This is a genomic window from Pantoea sp. T14 (assembly GCF_036663535.1).
Lineage (GTDB): Bacteria > Pseudomonadota > Gammaproteobacteria > Enterobacterales > Enterobacteriaceae > Pantoea > Pantoea phytostimulans.
The window spans coordinates 610,938-628,610 of sequence record NZ_JAWUEB010000027.1 but is presented as its reverse complement, the minus strand read 5'-3'; the positions used below and the strand labels follow the sequence as shown (position 1 = coordinate 628,610).

14 protein-coding genes are annotated in these 17,673 nt (G+C 52.3%); 6 read left to right on the top strand and 8 right to left on the bottom strand.

What is annotated here, in order from left to right; genetic code table 11:
* Positions 1-184: 184 nt before the first annotated feature.
* Positions 185-1,369 (bottom strand): MFS transporter, encoded by a 1,185-nt coding sequence (locus SC127_RS21045; RefSeq protein ID WP_332627899.1) that lies wholly within the window; start codon positions 1,367-1,369, stop codon positions 185-187.
* A 213-nt stretch (positions 1,370-1,582) separates the two neighbouring features.
* Here SC127_RS21045 and tus point away from each other — a divergent pair, with 213 nt between their 5' ends.
* The gene (gene tus, locus SC127_RS21040) at positions 1,583-2,512 is read left to right on the top strand and encodes a DNA replication terminus site-binding protein (RefSeq protein ID WP_332627898.1); all 930 of its coding nucleotides are present in this window, start codon (positions 1,583-1,585) and stop codon (positions 2,510-2,512) included.
* Positions 2,513-2,571: 59 nt separating this feature from the next.
* Here tus and fumC read toward each other — a convergent pair whose 3' ends face one another.
* Positions 2,572-3,969, bottom strand: coding sequence for a class II fumarate hydratase (gene fumC, locus SC127_RS21035; protein WP_243078007.1), 1,398 nt, complete (start codon positions 3,967-3,969; stop codon positions 2,572-2,574).
* A 187-nt stretch (positions 3,970-4,156) separates the two neighbouring features.
* Between fumC and manA the strand changes: the two genes are divergently transcribed.
* Both manA and SC127_RS21025 read left to right on the top strand, forming a co-directional pair.
* A complete protein-coding gene (manA, locus tag SC127_RS21030; protein WP_215848282.1) occupies positions 4,157-5,341 on the top strand; it encodes a mannose-6-phosphate isomerase in 1,185 nt (394 codons plus the stop codon).
* A gap of 124 nt (positions 5,342-5,465) precedes the next feature.
* Positions 5,466-6,965, top strand: a complete 1,500-nt coding sequence (locus tag SC127_RS21025; protein ID WP_215846879.1) for a YdgA family protein — start codon at positions 5,466-5,468, stop codon at positions 6,963-6,965.
* 100 nt (positions 6,966-7,065) lie between these two features.
* Here SC127_RS21025 and uraH read toward each other — a convergent pair whose 3' ends face one another.
* A complete protein-coding gene (gene uraH, locus SC127_RS21020) occupies positions 7,066-7,482 on the bottom strand; it encodes a hydroxyisourate hydrolase (protein WP_215846880.1) in 417 nt (138 codons plus the stop codon).
* Positions 7,483-7,698: 216 nt separating this feature from the next.
* Positions 7,699-8,730, bottom strand: a complete 1,032-nt coding sequence (gene malI, locus SC127_RS21015; protein WP_243078009.1) for a Mal regulon transcriptional regulator MalI — start codon at positions 8,728-8,730, stop codon at positions 7,699-7,701.
* A 181-nt stretch (positions 8,731-8,911) separates the two neighbouring features.
* Between malI and malX the strand changes: the two genes are divergently transcribed.
* The 3 genes from malX (at position 8,912) to add (ending at position 12,944) form a co-directional block, all read left to right on the top strand.
* Positions 8,912-10,501, top strand: coding sequence for a maltose/glucose-specific PTS transporter subunit IIBC (gene malX, locus SC127_RS21010; protein ID WP_215848283.1), 1,590 nt, complete (start codon positions 8,912-8,914; stop codon positions 10,499-10,501).
* A gap of 33 nt (positions 10,502-10,534) precedes the next feature.
* Entirely contained in the window at positions 10,535-11,701 is a 1,167-nt protein-coding gene (locus SC127_RS21005; protein ID WP_332627895.1) for a MalY/PatB family protein, read from the top strand.
* 247 nt (positions 11,702-11,948) lie between these two features.
* On the top strand, positions 11,949-12,944 hold the full coding sequence (add, locus tag SC127_RS21000; RefSeq protein ID WP_215846881.1) for an adenosine deaminase: 996 nt from the start codon (positions 11,949-11,951) through the stop codon (positions 12,942-12,944).
* An 82-nt stretch (positions 12,945-13,026) separates the two neighbouring features.
* On the opposite strand, the gene SC127_RS20995 is transcribed toward add, so the two are convergent.
* The 4 genes from SC127_RS20995 to araG form a co-directional block, all read right to left on the bottom strand.
* Complete coding sequence (locus SC127_RS20995) at positions 13,027-14,067, bottom strand: oxidoreductase (protein ID WP_215846882.1); 1,041 nt, start codon at positions 14,065-14,067, stop codon at positions 13,027-13,029.
* 78 nt (positions 14,068-14,145) lie between these two features.
* Positions 14,146-15,063, bottom strand: coding sequence for an arabinose operon transcriptional regulator AraC (araC, locus tag SC127_RS20990; protein WP_243078011.1), 918 nt, complete (start codon positions 15,061-15,063; stop codon positions 14,146-14,148).
* 86 nt (positions 15,064-15,149) lie between these two features.
* On the bottom strand, positions 15,150-16,136 hold the full coding sequence (gene araH, locus SC127_RS20985) for an L-arabinose ABC transporter permease AraH (protein WP_215846883.1): 987 nt from the start codon (positions 16,134-16,136) through the stop codon (positions 15,150-15,152).
* 12 nt (positions 16,137-16,148) lie between these two features.
* Positions 16,149-17,669 (bottom strand): L-arabinose ABC transporter ATP-binding protein AraG, encoded by a 1,521-nt coding sequence (gene araG / locus SC127_RS20980; RefSeq protein WP_243078012.1) that lies wholly within the window; start codon positions 17,667-17,669, stop codon positions 16,149-16,151.
* Between the last annotated feature and the right edge of the window lie 4 nt (positions 17,670-17,673).

Genomic DNA, 17,673 nt, shown 5'->3' with positions numbered 1-17,673 from the left:
ATCCTGAGTTGCGGTGCATCTTATTGTTTTATTGCCGCATAAGTGAACACTGAATGAGCAATAAATATAACAAACACTGTTGCTTTTTTGAAGCAAGGCCACAGCGACAAGGCACGTATTCACCAAAGCCCGCGGCACGATAGCACAAGGTGCTTAGCCTGCTAACTGCCAAATTGTTCTGGCGTTAGTTTATCGCTGCCGTAGGTGCGGGAAGCCTTTGTTTTAGCACCATGACCAATAACACGTTAATGATTGCCAGGACGCAAAGCAACCCTAGCGTGGCGGGTGCGCCCAGGGTTTCGAACACATAACCCCCTACCAGCGGTGTGAGTGCCTGACCAATCAACGCCGGGCGCGCCATCCGCCCGACGACAATTGCATAGGCTTCCGGTTTGACCATCGCCAGCGGTAAAGTTCCCCGCACGATGGCACGTAATCCATTTCCGGCACCGTAAAGCACCATGCTGAGCAAGGCCATGTGGGGAAAGCAGGCTAATAGCAGCAAGCCGATCGCCACTAATCCCACCGAAAAAAAGGTGGTCCAGATAGGATGCCCACGCTTAAAAGCGATATCAACAATGCGCGATCCCACCTGACACGGGCCCAGAATGGCGCTAATGGCCAACGCCGACGTCAAGCTATGACCGCTGGCCTGCAGCAGGCTGATCAGCTGCACTGAAATCGCCGTCATAATCACCGACGCAAGCGTGAAAATGGCGCACAGCAGCCAAAACAGCGACGGTGCGATGTCGCTGTTAGTCTGCGTTGCGGATTTCGGTTTCAGGTTGCGAACCGGTTTGACATTGGGTAGCGCATAAAAGTAGGCAGGTAGAACAGAGAGCAGAAGCATAGCGGCGATGGCAAAGCAGGCGCCACGCCACGCTAGCCAGTGAATAAGCAACGCGGTGCCGGGCCAGACGAGTGTGGTGCAAAATCCAGAAATCAGCGTGATGCCGGTGATCGCTGAACGCGCCTGGCCGCCATAACGTGTTCCGAGCGTGGCAAACAGCGCATCGTATAAACCCATTGCCATGCCAATGCCGATAATGACCCAGGCAAACAGAAACAGCGCCAGTGATTGGCTCAAGCCCATGATCACCAAGCCTACGGCCATGACTGCCCCACTTAAGGCCAGCAGCAGGCGCCCCCCCGTTTTGGCAATGATGCGTCCGCTCAGCGGTGCCAGCAATCCTGACACTAAAATGCCGGTCGATAATGCGCCGTAAACCCATTGTTGCGACCAACCGGTTTCCGCAACAATGGGATTCGCCATCACCGCCATCAAATAGAACGATCCGCCCCAGGAAAGTATCTGCACTAAACCCAACGTGATAATGGCGGCCACGCCTGGTTTGTTTGGTTGGTTCACTACTGAAATCCGTTAGCTGGCAAAGCATTTTTATAACATGTTCTGGGATAAGGAAAAATGGTGACAGAAGCGAAGCTACCCGCTTTTCTCTGTTTAGCCTAAATGCAGGCACGATTTTAACGAATACTTTTAAAGTATGTTGTAACTAGAATCACTATTGCGGGGGAAATTAACTTCTGCGACAGTAAGGATGTTGTAATTAAGGAGGCGAATATGGCGCGCTACGACTTAGTGGCAGATCTACACCAGTGCGTAAATGATTTAGAACGGGCGCTTGGCCGCCTGAGAGCGACCCTTGAATCCCAACCGTTGCTGATTGCACGCGTATTTAGCCTGCCGCCAATTGAAAAAGGCCGCGAGCATGATCCCATTACGCAAATTGAAGTTGAGCAACATCTGGGAGAAGCCGCGCGCGACATGGCGTTGAATCATTATTGTCGCCTGTTCATGCAGTATCAGTCGGAAAAACTCAGTACCAAAGCAGCGGTGCGCCTGCCGGGGGCGATTTGCATTGAATGCGATGACGCGATGGAGCAGGCGATCACTGCGCAAGTTGATGAGGTGAATCAACTGAAAGCGCTGCTGGAAAAACTGATCACCGTTGATTCGGGTTTACCAAGTGAAGCGCGCTTCGAATTCGTCCACCACCATTTTCGCGGATTGATTACATTAAACGCTTACCGCACCGTTTCTTTACTGCAAGCGCCAGACAGCCTACGTTTTGGCTGGGCGAACAAACATGTGATCAAGAATGTAACGCGCGAAGAAATCATGGAAAAGTTGGATAAAAGCCTCAAGGCTGGACGTTCGCAAGCACCGTGGTCGCGCGAACAGTGGGCGCAAAAAGTTCAGGAGGAGTTGGAAAGCGTGCGGGCATTACCCACATCCGCTCGCTTGAAAATCAAGCGCCCGGTAAAAGTACAGCCTATTGCGCGTGTTTGGCGTGCCGATGAGAAGAAACAAACTCAGCTTGCCTGCCCTTCGCCGATTTTGGTGTTATGCCGCGATCGCACACAGGTGCCTGTGCTGGGTGAACTGCTGAATTATGACGCGGATAATATCGCTTACCGCCATAAACCCGCCGCTGAACAGCTATATTTGCTGATTCCCCGCCTGCATCTTTGGGTGGATGTGCCGGTTTAGGCAAATAAAGCCGGTCATAAAAAAGGCCAGCATCACGCTGGCCTTCCCGACTAAAACACTTACTGCTTCATGCTGCCGACCATCTCTTCCGGGCGAACCCATTCATCAAACTCTTCTTCGGTGAGATAACCGAGTTTCAACGCTGACCCTTTCAGCGTCAGTCCTTCTTTATGTGCCTTCTTAGCAATTTCAGCCGCTTTGTCGTAACCGATATGCGTATTCAAGGCAGTAACCAGCATCAACGATTCATTCAGTAATTGCTCAATACGCTCACGTACGGGTTCAATACCGATCGCACAGTGATGATTAAAGCTGTCCATGCCATCGGCCAACAGGCGAATCGATTGCAGGAAATTATGAATCACCATCGGACGGAAGACGTTGAGCTCGAAGTTACCGGATGCGCCGCCCATGTTAATGGCCACGTCGTTACCCATCACCTGGCAGCACAACATCGTCATCGCTTCACACTGCGTCGGATTCACTTTGCCAGGCATGATTGAGCTGCCCGGCTCGTTTTCCGGGATAGCAATTTCGCCGATGCCGCAACGCGGGCCCGACGATAACCAGCGCACATCATTGGCAATTTTCATCAATGAAGCTGCCAGCCCTTTCAACGCACCGTGCGCATGCACTAAAGCATCACAGGTTGCCAGCGCTTCAAATTTATTGGGTGCGGTGACAAAAGGCTGCTGCGTTAACTCTGCCAATGCTTTAGCCACGCGAACCGCATATTCCGGGTGCGTATTTAAGCCGGTGCCTACCGCGGTGCCGCCCAACGCCAGCTCGGCAACGTGCGGAATGCTCTGCTCGATATGTTTAAGGTTGTGCTCCAGCATCGCCACCCAGCCGGAGATTTCCTGGCCTAGCGTGAGCGGCGTAGCGTCCTGAAGATGCGTTCGACCAATCTTCACAATGTCTTTGAAGGCTTCAGACTTTTCACTCAGGGTTTTCTTTAACACATGGATTTGCGGGATCAGCTGCTCACGCAGCGCAATCACCGCGGCAACGTGCATCGCCGTCGGAAAGACATCATTAGAACTTTGGCTTTTATTTACATCATCATTAGGATGCACTAAACGCGACATGCCGCGCTCGCCGCCGAGGATTTCACTGGCGCGGTTCGCCAGCACTTCATTCATGTTCATATTGGTCTGGGTACCGGAACCGGTTTGCCAGATAGCCAACGGAAATTCATCGCTGTGTTGATCGGCGAGCACTTCGTCTGCAGCTTTAAGGATGGCTTCCGCACGTTCATCCGGGAGCAAGCCCAAATCACGGTTCACGCTGGCAGCAGCGCGCTTGGTCAATGCCAATGCATGCACCAGCGCGGTCGGCATTTTTTCAGTTGAAATACGAAAGTGTTCCAGCGAGCGCTGAGTCTGCGCGCCCCATAACTTATCTGCCGGTACATCGATGGGCCCCATTGAATCTTTTTCAATGCGATTGGCTGCCATGAATACGTCTCCTTTAGCACAGTTTTTGGGATTTAAACGCCCATAAATTGATCTGGGCGGCCGAGATTCTTACATACAATAATTTAACATTATGCGAGCCTGCCATGCTTATTGCACTTGATATGTATTTTCACTAACACTTTCTGCTTTAATAAACACAATAACTTCCCGTGATTAAGGGTAAATGATGCAAAAACTGAACAATTCGCTGCAAAATTACGCTTGGGGCAGCAAAACGGCCTTAACAGAACTTTATGGCATCGCTAACCCAAAAGGTTTACCGATGGCGGAAATGTGGATGGGTGCGCATCCCAAAAGCCCTTCAACCGTAGACGACCACGGTAAAGTTCGCTCGCTGCGCGACGTAATTGATGCCCATCCAGACGCCATGCTGGGCAATCAGGTGGCTAAGCGCTTTGGTGAACTGCCTTTTCTGTTTAAGGTTTTGTGTGCTGATCAGCCCCTTTCTATTCAGGTGCATCCCAGTAAAAGCGCTGCTGAAGAGGGATTTTCACGGGAAAATGCTGCGTCTATTCCGCTGAATGCCGCCGAACGTAACTATAAAGATGCCAACCATAAACCTGAGCTGGTTTACGCCTTAACCCCTTTTCAGGCGATGAACGGTTTTCGCGCTTTCTCAGAAATGGTTTCTTTGCTGGAGCCCGTTGCGGGCGCGCATCCTCAAATTGCGCATTTTCTTCAGCATCCCGATCAAGAGAATCTTGCGAAATTGTTCACCACGCTGCTTTCGCTGCAAGGCGAAGCTAAATCACTGGCGCTTGGCGTGTTGAAATCTGCCCTTAATGCCCGCGAAGGCGAACCCTGGCAGACCATCAAAACCATTGCGCTCGATTATCCAGACGATACTGGCCTGTTTTCTCCTTTACTGCTCAATGTCATTACGCTGCAACCCGGCGAAGCGATGTTCTTGTTTGCCGAAACGCCTCACGCCTACCTGAAAGGTGTTGCGCTGGAAGTGATGGCGAATTCGGATAACGTGTTGCGCGCGGGTTTAACGCCAAAATACATCGATATTCCTGAATTGATGGCGAACGTTAAATTCGTCGAGAAACCTGCCGATCAGTTACTGACACAGCCTGAGGAACAGGAGAGTGAATTACGCTTTCCGATTCCGGTTGATGACTTTGCCTTCGCTATTCATACCTTGAATGCGGTGCCGCAGGCGGTGAGCCAGGAGAGCGCTGCCCTGCTGTTCTGTATTGAAGGTCAGGCAATCATCGCTAAAGGCACAGAGCAAGTGGTGCTCCAGCCTGGTGAATCCTGCTTCGTTGCCGCAAATGAGGCACCGATCACAGTGGCCGGAACGGGACGTTTAGCGCGCGTCTTTAACGACTTACACGGATGCGGCTGACGTTTTGGCGCTTAACTGCTATTATTTCAACCTATTAGCTAAATAACGCCCGCGGGCGTTTTTTCTTCACGCGCCGAACACGATCAGCGGCGTAGGCGGACTCAAGGATAAGGACGACTCAGCAATGAAAAAGACCAACGTTGCCGTGGGTGTGATTGTAGCACTGGGCGTAATCTGGACCGGCGCAGCCTGGTTCACTGGCAAGCAGCTCGAAACGCACATGGATCAACTGGTGCAAAACGCCAACACCCAGTTGAACGCTTACGCACCCAATAGCCGACTGAAGATTAGCTATCAAGATTATCAGCGTGGTGTCTTCAGCAGTCAGACCAAACTGGTGATTCAGGCGACATCGCAAACGGAAGACAATGCTTTGCTGAAGCCGGGTCAAAGCATCGTATTGAATGAAAACATCAGCCACGGCCCTTTCCCGTTTGCCCAGTTAAAACACTTCAATCTTATTCCGAGCATGGCGTCGGTACATACCGAACTGGCTAATACCGATGCGGTGAAAAAGCTGTTTGAGTTGACCAACAATCAGTCTCTGATCAACGCGGAGACGCGCATCGGTTACAGCGGTGCTACCGACACCGCGCTGAAAATCCTGCCTATTGATTATCAAAATGCGCAAACCGGTGAACGTGCTGCAACGAATGGCGGCGTGCTTAACGTCAGCGCTGACAGCAAGGGCGATAAAGTGTCACTGGATAGCGATATCGGTAGCGTTGCGTTAACCAGCAAAAATGAGATGGGCCAGCCGGTGCTGTTCACGCTGAATGGCTTAAAAGTCAGTGGTAACACTCATCTTAGCCCGGAAGGCGTGCGCATCGGCGATCAGGCTATTGAAGTTGAAAAGGTCAATGCCAGCATTAATGGACAAGATGCATTAACACTGCAAAAACTGAAAGGCACTTCCTCCTTTGATAATCAGTCTGGAAAAATCGGTGGCAATATCGATTATCACGTCGACAGCATCCAGCTTCAGCAGCAAGATTTTGGCGAAGCCACGCTGAAAATGAAGCTGTCGCAGTTTGACGCGCAGGCAGTTAAGACCTTCTCTGATAATTACAATGCGCAGATGCAGGATCTGCTTAACCAACAAGGCCTGGCGGATGATCCTATCCGTTATCAAGCGGGCGTTCACACCATTCTGCTGAACAACCTACCGACGCTGTTGAAGGGCTCGCCAGCCATCAGCATCGCGCCGTTGAGTTGGAAGAATGAGAAAGGCGAAAGCAGCTTTAATCTCACCGCTAACTTTAACGATCCGGCAACCGTGACGGGTGAACCACAGAGCCTGAGCGCAATGGTTAATCGTGTATTGAAAACGCTCGACACCAAGCTGAACATTAATATGCCAATGGCTACCGAAACCATGCGCCATGTTGGGCTGGCAGAAGGATATCAGGCAGATGAGGCGCAGAAACTGGCCGATCAGCAGGTCAAAGGTTTAGCGGCAATGGGACAGATGTTCCGTCTGACGCAGCAGCAGGATGATAATATTATTACCAGTCTGCAATATGCTAATGGTCAGGTTAATATGAATGGCGACAAAATGACGCTGGAGCAGTTTTTGTCTCGTTATATGCTCGGTATGCCAACCAATGAAGGCATGCCACAATAAAATTTCGCTATTTAGCGTGAATGAATAACAATGCCGACCCTGAAAGGGGCCGGCATTTTTTTATGCTTTCACTGACGTTTGGTCGGCGACGTTTAATTTATTAGTTGCCGCGATAAGTGGAATAACCAAACGGACTTAACAGCAGCGGAATGTGATAATGCTGACCATTATTTTCTAAGGTAAATTCAACGGGAATTTCAGGGAAGAACGTTTTCTGTTTTTGATTTTTATAATAATCCCCGGTTTTGAACACGACGCGATAATTGCCGCTTGTCGGCGTTTTACCTTGTGGATAGAGCGCTGGAATGCGGCCATTATTATCCGTCACGCCAGTAGCCAATTTAATCCATTTATCCTCTTGTTGCTGATCCAGTTCAACCTCAACACCTGCGGTTGGCACGCCGGTTTGCAGGTTCAGGACATGAACGCTCAGCGGATTTTTCATCGCTTCAGGCTGCGCCGCGATGGCTGAAACAGAGGTAGAAAGTAATAACGCCGCCAGTAATGTTGTTTTCATCGGTTCTTCCCTTTATTAGAAATTGAATGCAGCCAAATCTTATAGCCAGCCATGGCGACTTTAAAATTCGCGGGAAAAAATGTGAAATTTCCTAAATTAACGCTGCAAATCTATCCGCTAAATAGCGCAAATTTTACGCGAAATATTCAAAAGGGATGAAATCGCGCAAGGCCGTGGGTATGCCTGACGCGGAGAAAAAGATATATGACGAACACGCTAGGCCGACCCCCGCACAATCAGCTGCGGCGGAATAATTAGATCTTGCCGCTCCGCCGTGGGATTTGCCATGCGATATAAAATACGCGCTGCCGCTGCCCGGCCAATATCTCGCGCCGAACTGGTCACAAAGGTCAAAGGTGGATCGGTTAATTCCGCCTGCGGCTCATCACCAAATCCCATCAGCGCCATTTGCTGACCATAATAGCTGTCTACCGCGCCGCGACCAATATCACGCCCGGTGCGCAACAGGCCGAAATAACATCCCATTGCCGTTGATGCGTTATAGGCCAGAATCGCGGTTAATCGAGGATGCTGTTTTAATAGTTGAATAGCCGCGTCGGCGGCTTCTTTTTGCGTGTTACCACACTCTACGATCCATTCCGGGCGAAACGGCAAACCGTATTGCAGTAACGTCGCGCAGTAACCGCCAATACGTTCAGCTCGGGTTAACGACGCGCTGTTTCCGCCCAGCCAACCGATGCGCTGATGTCCCTGACGAATCAAATATTCGGTCGCGAGCCGCGCCGCTTGTGCATTGTCAGGACGAATCGTATCAACGTCATCAACACTGCTGGCACGTGCAGCGCAAACCATCGCGATATTTTGCTCACGCACCCGCGTAATGATTTCTGCGGCCTGATCGGTGCCACCCCCTAACACCACGCCATCAACGCCCTGCGACACCAGCGAATCAAAACAGCGATTAAGATGCTGACCTTGCGTGCCGCTCTGGGTGAGAAACAGCAATTTGCCCTGTTTTTCCAATGCTTCACTGAGACCCGCCGTCATTTCGGCATAAAAAGGATGGCTGAGATCGCGCACGATCAAGCCGATCACGCCACTTTCGCCGCCGCGTAAGGTTGATGCAGAACGGTTGCGTACGAAGCCCAGTTGCTCAATAGCCTGATTAACCCGTAACACGGTAGCAGCGGAAATGCGCCCTTTTCCAGAAAGCACCAACGAAACAGTGGTAACGGAAACGCCCGCCGCATCGGCGACATCATTAATGGTGATTTTATGCTGCGACATGGTTTCTCAATACGTAAGCGGTCATAAAGCCTTAAACATTTCGATAAAACGTTACACCGCTGAGGGAAAAATTAATATCGCATGACGCACAAACAGTGTGATTTATCGCGCATTACGGCTTGATAAAACGTTTTATCATCGCATTACTTCCTAACCGTTACTAATCCTTGCTGGAGTCATGATGCCCGCCCCACAACAAAAAATGTCACTCTGGGAGTTTTTCCAGAGCCTGGGTAAAACCTTTATGCTGCCGGTTGCGCTGTTATCGTTCTGCGGCATTATGCTTGGCATTGGTAGCTCGCTGAGCAGTCACGATGTCCTGACGCTGATTCCTTTACTCGATCAACCCTTGCTGCAATATCTGTTTTTATGGATGGCAAAACTGGGTTCATTCGCCTTCAGCTATTTACCGGTGATGTTTGCCGTGGCTATTCCACTCGGCATGGCGCGTGAGAACAAAGGCGTGGCCGCGTTTTCCGGCTTTGTCGGCTATGCGGTGCTTAACCTCAGTATTAACTTCTGGCTGAACATCAACGGTATTCTGCCGACCACCGATGCCGCGTTATTGAAAGCCAATAACGTGCAATCGATTCTTGGAATTCAATCCATTGATACCGGGATTTTGGGTGCGGTGATTGTCGGGATTATCGTGTTCTGGCTGCATGAACGCTTTCATCATATCCGCCTACCCGACGCGTTGGCCTTTTTTGGCGGCACGCGTTTCGTTCCCATCATCACCACGCTGGTGCTGGGTGTTGTTGGGTTGATCGTTCCGCTGATTTGGCCGTTCTTTGCTCGCGCCATTACCGGCTTGGGCTGGATGATCAACAGTGCAGGTGATTTCGGCCCGATGATCTTCGGTACCGGCGAGCGCTTGCTGCTGCCGTTTGGCCTGCAACATATTCTGGTTGCGATTATGCGTTTCACCGATGCGGGCGGCACGCTGGATGTCTGCGGCAAAACCGTCAGCGGTGCGCTGACCATCTTCCAGGCGCAACTGGCGTGTCCAGAAACCCACGGATTTGCTGAGAGCGCGACCCGCTTCCTGTCGCAGGGTAAAATGCCGGCCTTCCTGGGCGGATTGCCCGGCGCGGCATTAGCGATTTATCACTGCGCACGCCCTGAAAATCGCCATAAAATTAAAGGGCTGCTGATTTCCGGCGTGGTAGCCTGCGTGGTGGGTGGCACCACCGAACCGATTGAATTCCTGTTCCTGTTTGTAGCGCCGTTCCTCTATTTACTCCATGCGCTGTTGACCGGTTTAGGCTTCACCATGATGGCGATTCTTGGTGTCACGATTGGTAACACCGACGGCAATATTATCGACTTCGTGGTGTTCGGCGTACTGCATGGATTATCCACGAAATGGTATTGGGTTCCCGTGGTTGCCGCCGTCTGGTTTGTCGGTTATTACGCCATTTTCCGCTTTGCTATCGTGCGGTTTAATATCAAAACGCCAGGGCGGGAAGTCGAAACGGCAAATTCCGTAGAGCAAAAAGTCAGTAGCGCGGGCAAAGGCAAGTCAGGTTACAACTCACCGGCCATTCTTTCGGCGCTGGGTGGCGTTGAAAATATTACCTCACTGGATAACTGCCTGACGCGCCTGCGTTTAACTATCGCCGACATGAGCAAAGTGGATGATGCTGCGTTGAAAGCCAACGGCGCGATCGGCGTGATTCACCTTAATCAAACCAGCTTGCAAGTGGTGATTGGCCCGCAGGTGCAGTCGGTGAAAGACGAGTTGTCACACTTGATGGACGTGACCGCGTAACGTACCTAACCTGCAACCTGAAGAGAAAAGCCGATGTTTGATTTTGATAAGGTCATTGACCGTCGCGGCACGGCATGTACGCAATGGGATTTCGTGGCTGACCGCTTTGGCGTTCCCGACCTGCTGCCGTTCACCATTTCTGATATGGATTTTGCTACCGCGCCCTGCATTTTGCAGGCGTTGGAGCAGCGCGTGCAGCACGGTGTCTTCGGTTACAGCCGCTGGCAGCATGACGCGTTTCTTTCGGCGATTATTCACTGGATGCATACCCGTTTCGACTATCAGCCTGAAGCACAATCGCTGGTTTACGGGCCTTCGGTGATTTACATGGTGGCGCAGATGCTGCGCCACTGGAGCGATGTGAATGACGAAGTGCTGATCCACACGCCGGCTTACGACGCGTTTTATAAAACCATTTTGGCTAATCAACGCCAGGTTTTGGACATGCCATTATATAACAGCGCGCAAGGCTGGCTCTGTGACATGACTAAACTTGAGGCGCTGCTGGCCCGCCCAACCTGTAAGGTGATGCTGCTGTGCAGTCCACACAATCCCACCGGCAAAGTCTGGACGCTGGAGGAGTTGCAGCAGATGGCTGCATTGTGTGAGCGGCATGGTGTGCGTGTCATCAGTGATGAAATCCACATGGATATGGTGATGGGCAGCCAGCCGCATACGCCTTGGGCGAAAGTGGCGCGCAGCGATTGGGCGCTGTTTACCTCGGCGTCAAAGAGCTTCAACATCCCGGCACTGACTGGCGCGTGGGGAATCATTCCCCGTCAATGCGATCGTGCCGCCTGGTTTCAGGCACTGAAAAACAGCGATGGCCTCTCTTCACCTGCCGTGCTGGCCGTTGCTGCGCACATCGCTGCTTATCGTGAGGGCGCGACGTGGTTAGATGCTTTACGCACCTATTTGCAAAGCAATTTGACCTGCGTGGCTGAACGCCTGAATGGCGCGTTTCCGCCTCTCAACTGGCGCCTGCCGCAAGCGACATATCTGGCGTGGATCGATCTTAACCCACTGGGCATTGACGAAGACGCTTTGCAGCAAACGCTGATTCACCAGCAAAAAGTGGCGATCATGCCGGGATCGACGTATGGCGCTGCCAGCCGCGGTTTTTTACGTCTTAATGTTGGCTGCCCACGCAGCAAAGTGGAAGACGGCGTCTCTCGCCTGATTGCAGCCCTTCAGACCTGATAATTCAAGCCTTTACGCGCTTATTGGCCGGGCGGCAATCCACACCGCCTGGCTTTCCCGCACAATTAACCAGCATCCAGCCATGCTGTTGCGCAAATTGCTGGCGCAGTTGCGCAAGATGTTTTTATAATCCTCTGCACTTCTCATCGACTTCTCTAAAACTTCTCAAGTACTTCTCGATATCGTTATCGACAGTATCTTCGATAGAGTTTCTTCGATAAATAACCGACAACTGAGCGAGTGCGCCATGATTGAATCACACCTTCCCCTGACCGATATTCATCGCCATCTTGATGGCAACATTCGTGCACAAACTATTCTCGATTTAGGCCGCCAGTTTAATCTTACCCTGCCCGCTAACAGTTTAGAGGCGCTGCGCCCACATGTGCAGGTCACGCAAAACGAGCCGGATTTGGTCAGCTTCCTGCAGAAGCTGGATTGGGGCGTAAAAGTGTTGGGCAATCTGGACGCGTGCCGCCGTATCGCAATGGAAAATGTCGAAGACGCCGCGCGCGCAGGCATTCACTACGCTGAACTGCGTTTTTCACCCGGTTACATGGCGATGAACCATAACCTGCCGATTGCCGGTGTGGTGGAAGCGGTGATTGACGGCATCAAAGCGGGTTGCCAGCAGCACGCCATTGATATTCGTCTGATTGGCATTATGAGCCGTACTTTTGGCGACGAAGCGTGCCTGAATGAGCTGGAAGGATTGCTGGCGCATCGCGATCATATCACTGCAGTGGATTTAGCCGGTGACGAACTGGGTTTCCCCGGCAGCGAATTTCTCAGCCATTTCACTCGTGCGCGTGATGCCGGTTTCCGCGTTACGGTGCATGCAGGTGAAGCTGCGGGCCCAGAAAGTATCTGGCAAGCCATCCGTGAGCTAGGCGCAGAACGCATCGGCCATGGTGTGAAAGCGATTGAAGATCGCGCATTAATGGATTTCCTGGCGGAGCATCATATTGGTATTGAGTCCTGCCTGACCTCCAATATTCAAACCAGCACCGTGAAATCACTGGCGCAGCATCCGTTAAAGACCTTCCTGGAGCATGGCATTCTTGCCACGATCAACACCGATGATCCCGCCGTTCAGGGCATTGAGCTGGCGCATGAGTATCAGCACGCCGCGCCTGCTGCCGGTTTGAGCCAGGCTCAGATGCGCCAGGCGCAGGAGAATGGATTAGCTATCGCTTTTCTGAGCAACGACGAAAAAGCGGCAATTCGGGCGAAAATTCAGTAAAACATGCCGTCATGGATGCATAAAAAAACGGGCCTGCATGGCCCGTTTTCTTTTCTGTTACGTACAGGTGCTTCAGTAACCTTTACTTCAGCGACAAGGTCTGGCGTTTCTCAGCCGATTGCAGACCCAGTTCGATCAGCTCCATCACCTGAATAGCCTCTTCAGCGGTGACCGGATTATTGCCGCGCCCTGCTATCGCATCACGCACTGCGGCATAGTAGGCAGGATAATTGCCTGGCTGCGTCATCAGCGTTTTTTCGGTCATGCCGTCGCCTTCAACCAGCGTCAGTTGGCCATCTCGCATATCGTAACCCCACTCTTCTTTCGGTGGGAAATCGCCAGATTTCAGGCGATCTTCCTGCGGGTCAAGACCATATTTAACGTAGCTGCCTTTGGTGCCGTGCACCACATAACGGGGTGATTCAGCCGCCACCAGCATGCTGGCATGCAGCACAACACGACGTTGCGGATAAGTCAGCGTGGCGTGGAAATAATCGGTGGTCTGCGCACCAGGACGCATCTCGGCAAGATCAACGTTAATCGCAACCGGTGAACCAAACAGTTGAATCGCCTGATCCAGCAAATGCGGGCCTAAATCGTACCAAATGCCGCTGCCTGCACCTTTCATTTCACGCCAGCGCTGGCGCACTTCTAAACGGAAGCGATCAAAATGCGATTCCAGATAACGGACTTCGCCCAGCGTGCCCTCAGCCAAAAGCTGTTTGAGCGTCAGGAAGTCACTGTCCCAGCGGCGATTATGAAACACAGAAAGCAGCAGACCTTTGGCCTTGGCGAGGTTATCCAGCTCACGCGCTTGTGACAACGTCACGGTGAAAGGCTTGTCTACCACCACATGTTTACCCGCATTCAGGGCCGCTTTTGCCAGCGGAAAGTGGGTGTCGTTCGGCGTGGGAATAACAATTAATTGCAGAGTAGGATCATCGAGCAACGCTTGAGGATCAGCTACCACCTGAACAGATGGCCAGTCGGCGTGCACTTTGCTGGCATCGCTGCTGGAAATAGCAGCCAGCTCAACGTCCGGCGTGCCCGCAATCAGCGGTGCATGAAACGTTTTGCTGGCGAAGCCATATCCCATCAAACCAACACGAAGTTTATCGCTCATTCTCATTCCTCTTGTTCGCTAGTGTGACTGATTTAAGACCATTAGCCAGGCGAGGACAAGGAGGAATCCCCCTAAAAATCAGGAGATAGCACTTCGTGCCATTGGCCAGGCAGTTTGCGCAGCCAGGCTGTCGTGCCCATCCAGATTGCGACGGCGGAAATCGCTGGGACTCACGCCAACGCGTTTACGGAATACGCGTGAGAAGTAGAGTTGATCGTCATAACCGACTTCACGGCCAATAGTCGCAATCGGTTCCTGGGTGGTTTGCAGCAGCAGTTTCGCGCGAATAACCCGTTGATCTTCGCGCCAGCGCAGCAGATTAACACCCATTTGTTCGCGGAACAGATGCGCAAGTCGTGAAGGCGAAAGGCAAACGTGACGCGCTACGTCTTCAATTTTCACTTCGCTCGCCAAATGATTTGTCACGTACTGGCAAGCTTCAATCACGCGCGGATCGCGCACTTGCTGATGACTGCGCGGATCTTCCTCTACCGCACGCAGCAAAAGCCGCTCGAGCAAATTCATCGCCAACTCTTCAGCGAAGCGGCGGCCTGAATTATGGGTTTGCTCTATGCTGGCGAACAGGCGATCAAATTCCCCCCGCAGTGATTCAGGAAGCTGTAATCGACCTACGCCCTCTTTCTCATCTTGCCATTGCAGCCAGTCATTCCAGTAAGCACGCGGGCGGAAATAGACCCAACGGTGAAACCATTGAGGACTGTCGGGCGCGCGACCATAATAGTGGGCCGTTTTTGGCTGAAACAGCAGCATTTCGCCCGGTTCACACTCAAAAGCCTTTTCGCCATCAAAAACCTGACCTTTGCCTTTGATGGTCAAATTCAGGATGTAGCCTTTCATGCCATGCGGACGATCGATAAAGAAATCCAGCGGTCCATCCGCTGTAATCGGCGTTAAACCTGCTACCAGCCAGGCGTTAAACGAGTAACCCGGCAACAAGGGATTGTGTTGTTCCGCAGCCAATTCACGGTGATACATAGTGCCCTCACATCGTCGTTAATTGTTCAAACGCGGACGCTGCTTGCGTCCGCGTGGTTACTGAAAACGGCGTCATTGCCCCTGAATCAGGCTTTGTGTTTTTGTTTGTAGCGGTCGAAAATTACCGCGGCTAACAGTATCAAACCCCGCACCACATACTGTGAGAATGGCGAGATATTCAATAAATTCATCGCATTCTCAACGGTACCGAGAATCAACACCCCGGCGACGACATAGGAGATCTTGCCAATCCCACCCTTAAGGGACACGCCGCCTAACACGCAGGCTGAAATCACCACCAGCTCATAACCCAGCGAGGTCATCGGCTGACCGCTGGTCATACGCGAAGCCAGAATGATGCCCGCTGCAGCCGAGACCAGCCCGGAAAGAATGAAGATGATGATGCGAGTACGCACCACGGGCACACCCGCCAGACGCGCAGCTTCTTCGTTACCGCCAATCGCAAGCGTATTACGCCCAAAGGTCGTTTTATTCAGCAAGAAACCGAAAATCAGCATGGTCGCGATGGTGAGCCAAATCGGCGCGGGAATCCCCAGCCAGTTGGCAAAACCCAGAGCGAAAAAGCGCTCGTCCTCAATCCCTACGGCTTTGCCGTCAGAGAAGATGTAGGCCAGACCGCGCACAATTTGCATCGTTGCCAGCGTGGTGATCAGCGCATTGATTTTTAGACGCGCAATCACGAACCCATTAACGAATCCGGTCAGCATGCCCAGCACCAGGCCTGCGGCAACGCCAATCCACAGGCTTTCCGTCATGTTAATCACCACGGCGGTGACGACACCGGCGCAGGCAATCACTGACGCAACCGACAGGTCAAAATCGCCGGATGCCAGGCAGAACAACATGCCGCAGGCGACCATGCCAGACATCGACATCGCCAATCCCAGGCCTTTCATATTGATGAACGAGCCGAAATTCGGCACAAAGACTGCACAGGCAACGAACAGCAGCGCAAACACCACCAGCATGCCGAAGTTGTCCCAGATACGCCCAAACTGCAGGCCGCTGCGTGAGGCTGGCGGCGGCGTATTAGATGTCGTGGATGAAGCCATGTTGATCTCCTGTCAGGCCACGGCGGCCGCTTGAGTAGTTTTCGGCATCGCCAGGCTCAGCGTTTGCTGCTCCGTAGCATCGTCGTGCATTATTTCACCGGCAATCGCACCTTCACGCATGACCACGATGCGGTCAGCGAGACCCATGACTTCCGGTAAGTCGCTGGAGGCAAACAGCACCGCAATACCTCTGTTCGCCAGTTGATAAATCAGGTTATAAATTTCATGTTTAGCGCCCACGTCAATGCCGCGCGTCGGTTCATCCAGCAGGATCACTTTCATCTCTTCCGACAACCAGCGGCCCAGAATCGCCTTTTGCTGATTCCCCCCGGAGAGGTTCATGATCAGCTGTTCGGCACCGGGCGTTTTGATATTGAGCGAACGAATATGGTTATCCGCGTTTTTCGTTTCCCAGCCCTGTTTAATCAGGCATCCCGCCGCCAGGTTATGGCGTCGCGCACTGATGTTGATGTTGTCACGGACCGAGTGCACCGGGATAATCCCTTCCGTTTTGCGATCTTCCGGGCAGAGCATGACGCCCGCGCGAATCGCATCAATCGGTTCACGTAGCGTTAATGGTTTACCGTCCAGCCTGACCTGCCCACCGCGCAGTCGCGTCGCACCAAACAGCCCTTTCAGCAGTTCGCTGCGTCCTGCACCGACCAGACCAAACAAGCCAACAATTTCCCCTGCATGAACGTGCAGCGAAATCGGGGTGCGTACGCCCTTCGCTTCGACCTTGTCCAGCTCCAGTCGCACCGCGCCTTTTTCACGTGGCGCATAGCCGTAAATGTCGCCGAGGTTTCGTCCGACCATTGCCTGTACTAAATCATCGTGATGCGTGGTAGCCATGTCGGTGAATGTGCGCACATAGCGGCCATCTTTGAACACGGTAATGGCATCGCTCAGTGCAAAGATCTCTTCCATGCGATGCGATACATACAGCACCACGCGTCCTTCTGCGCGCAGCTGACGAATCACGCGGAAGAGATTGTCGATCTCACGCGCTGACAGCGAACTGGTCGGCTCATCAAAGGCGATGATGCGGGCATTGCGTGCCAGCGCCTTGGCAATTTCTACCATCTGCCACTGACCCAGCGACAGGTATTTCAGCGGCATGTCGGGATCGATATCCATGCCCAAATTTTTAAGCTGCAAACCCGCTTCGTAACGCAGTAGCTTGCGATTAACCAAGCCATGTTTGTGTGGCATCTGACCGAGATAGATATTTTCCGCCACGCTCATTTCCGGGATGAGATGCAGCTCTTGATAAATAATCGCCACGCCTGCATCGAGCGCATCGGTGGTGAGCTGGAAACTCATCGGCTTGCCTTTGATGCGGATTTCACCCCCGCTAGGCTGGTAGCTGCCGCTGAGGATTTTTAACAGCGTCGATTTACCGGCACCGTTTTCACCCATCAGCGCGTGAACCTGGCCGCCGTGACACTCAAACGAGATATCCTGCAACGCTTTCACGCCGGGGAAGGTTTTACTGATGCCATGAAACGACAGAAAGGCTGAATCAGTGTTCATGGAA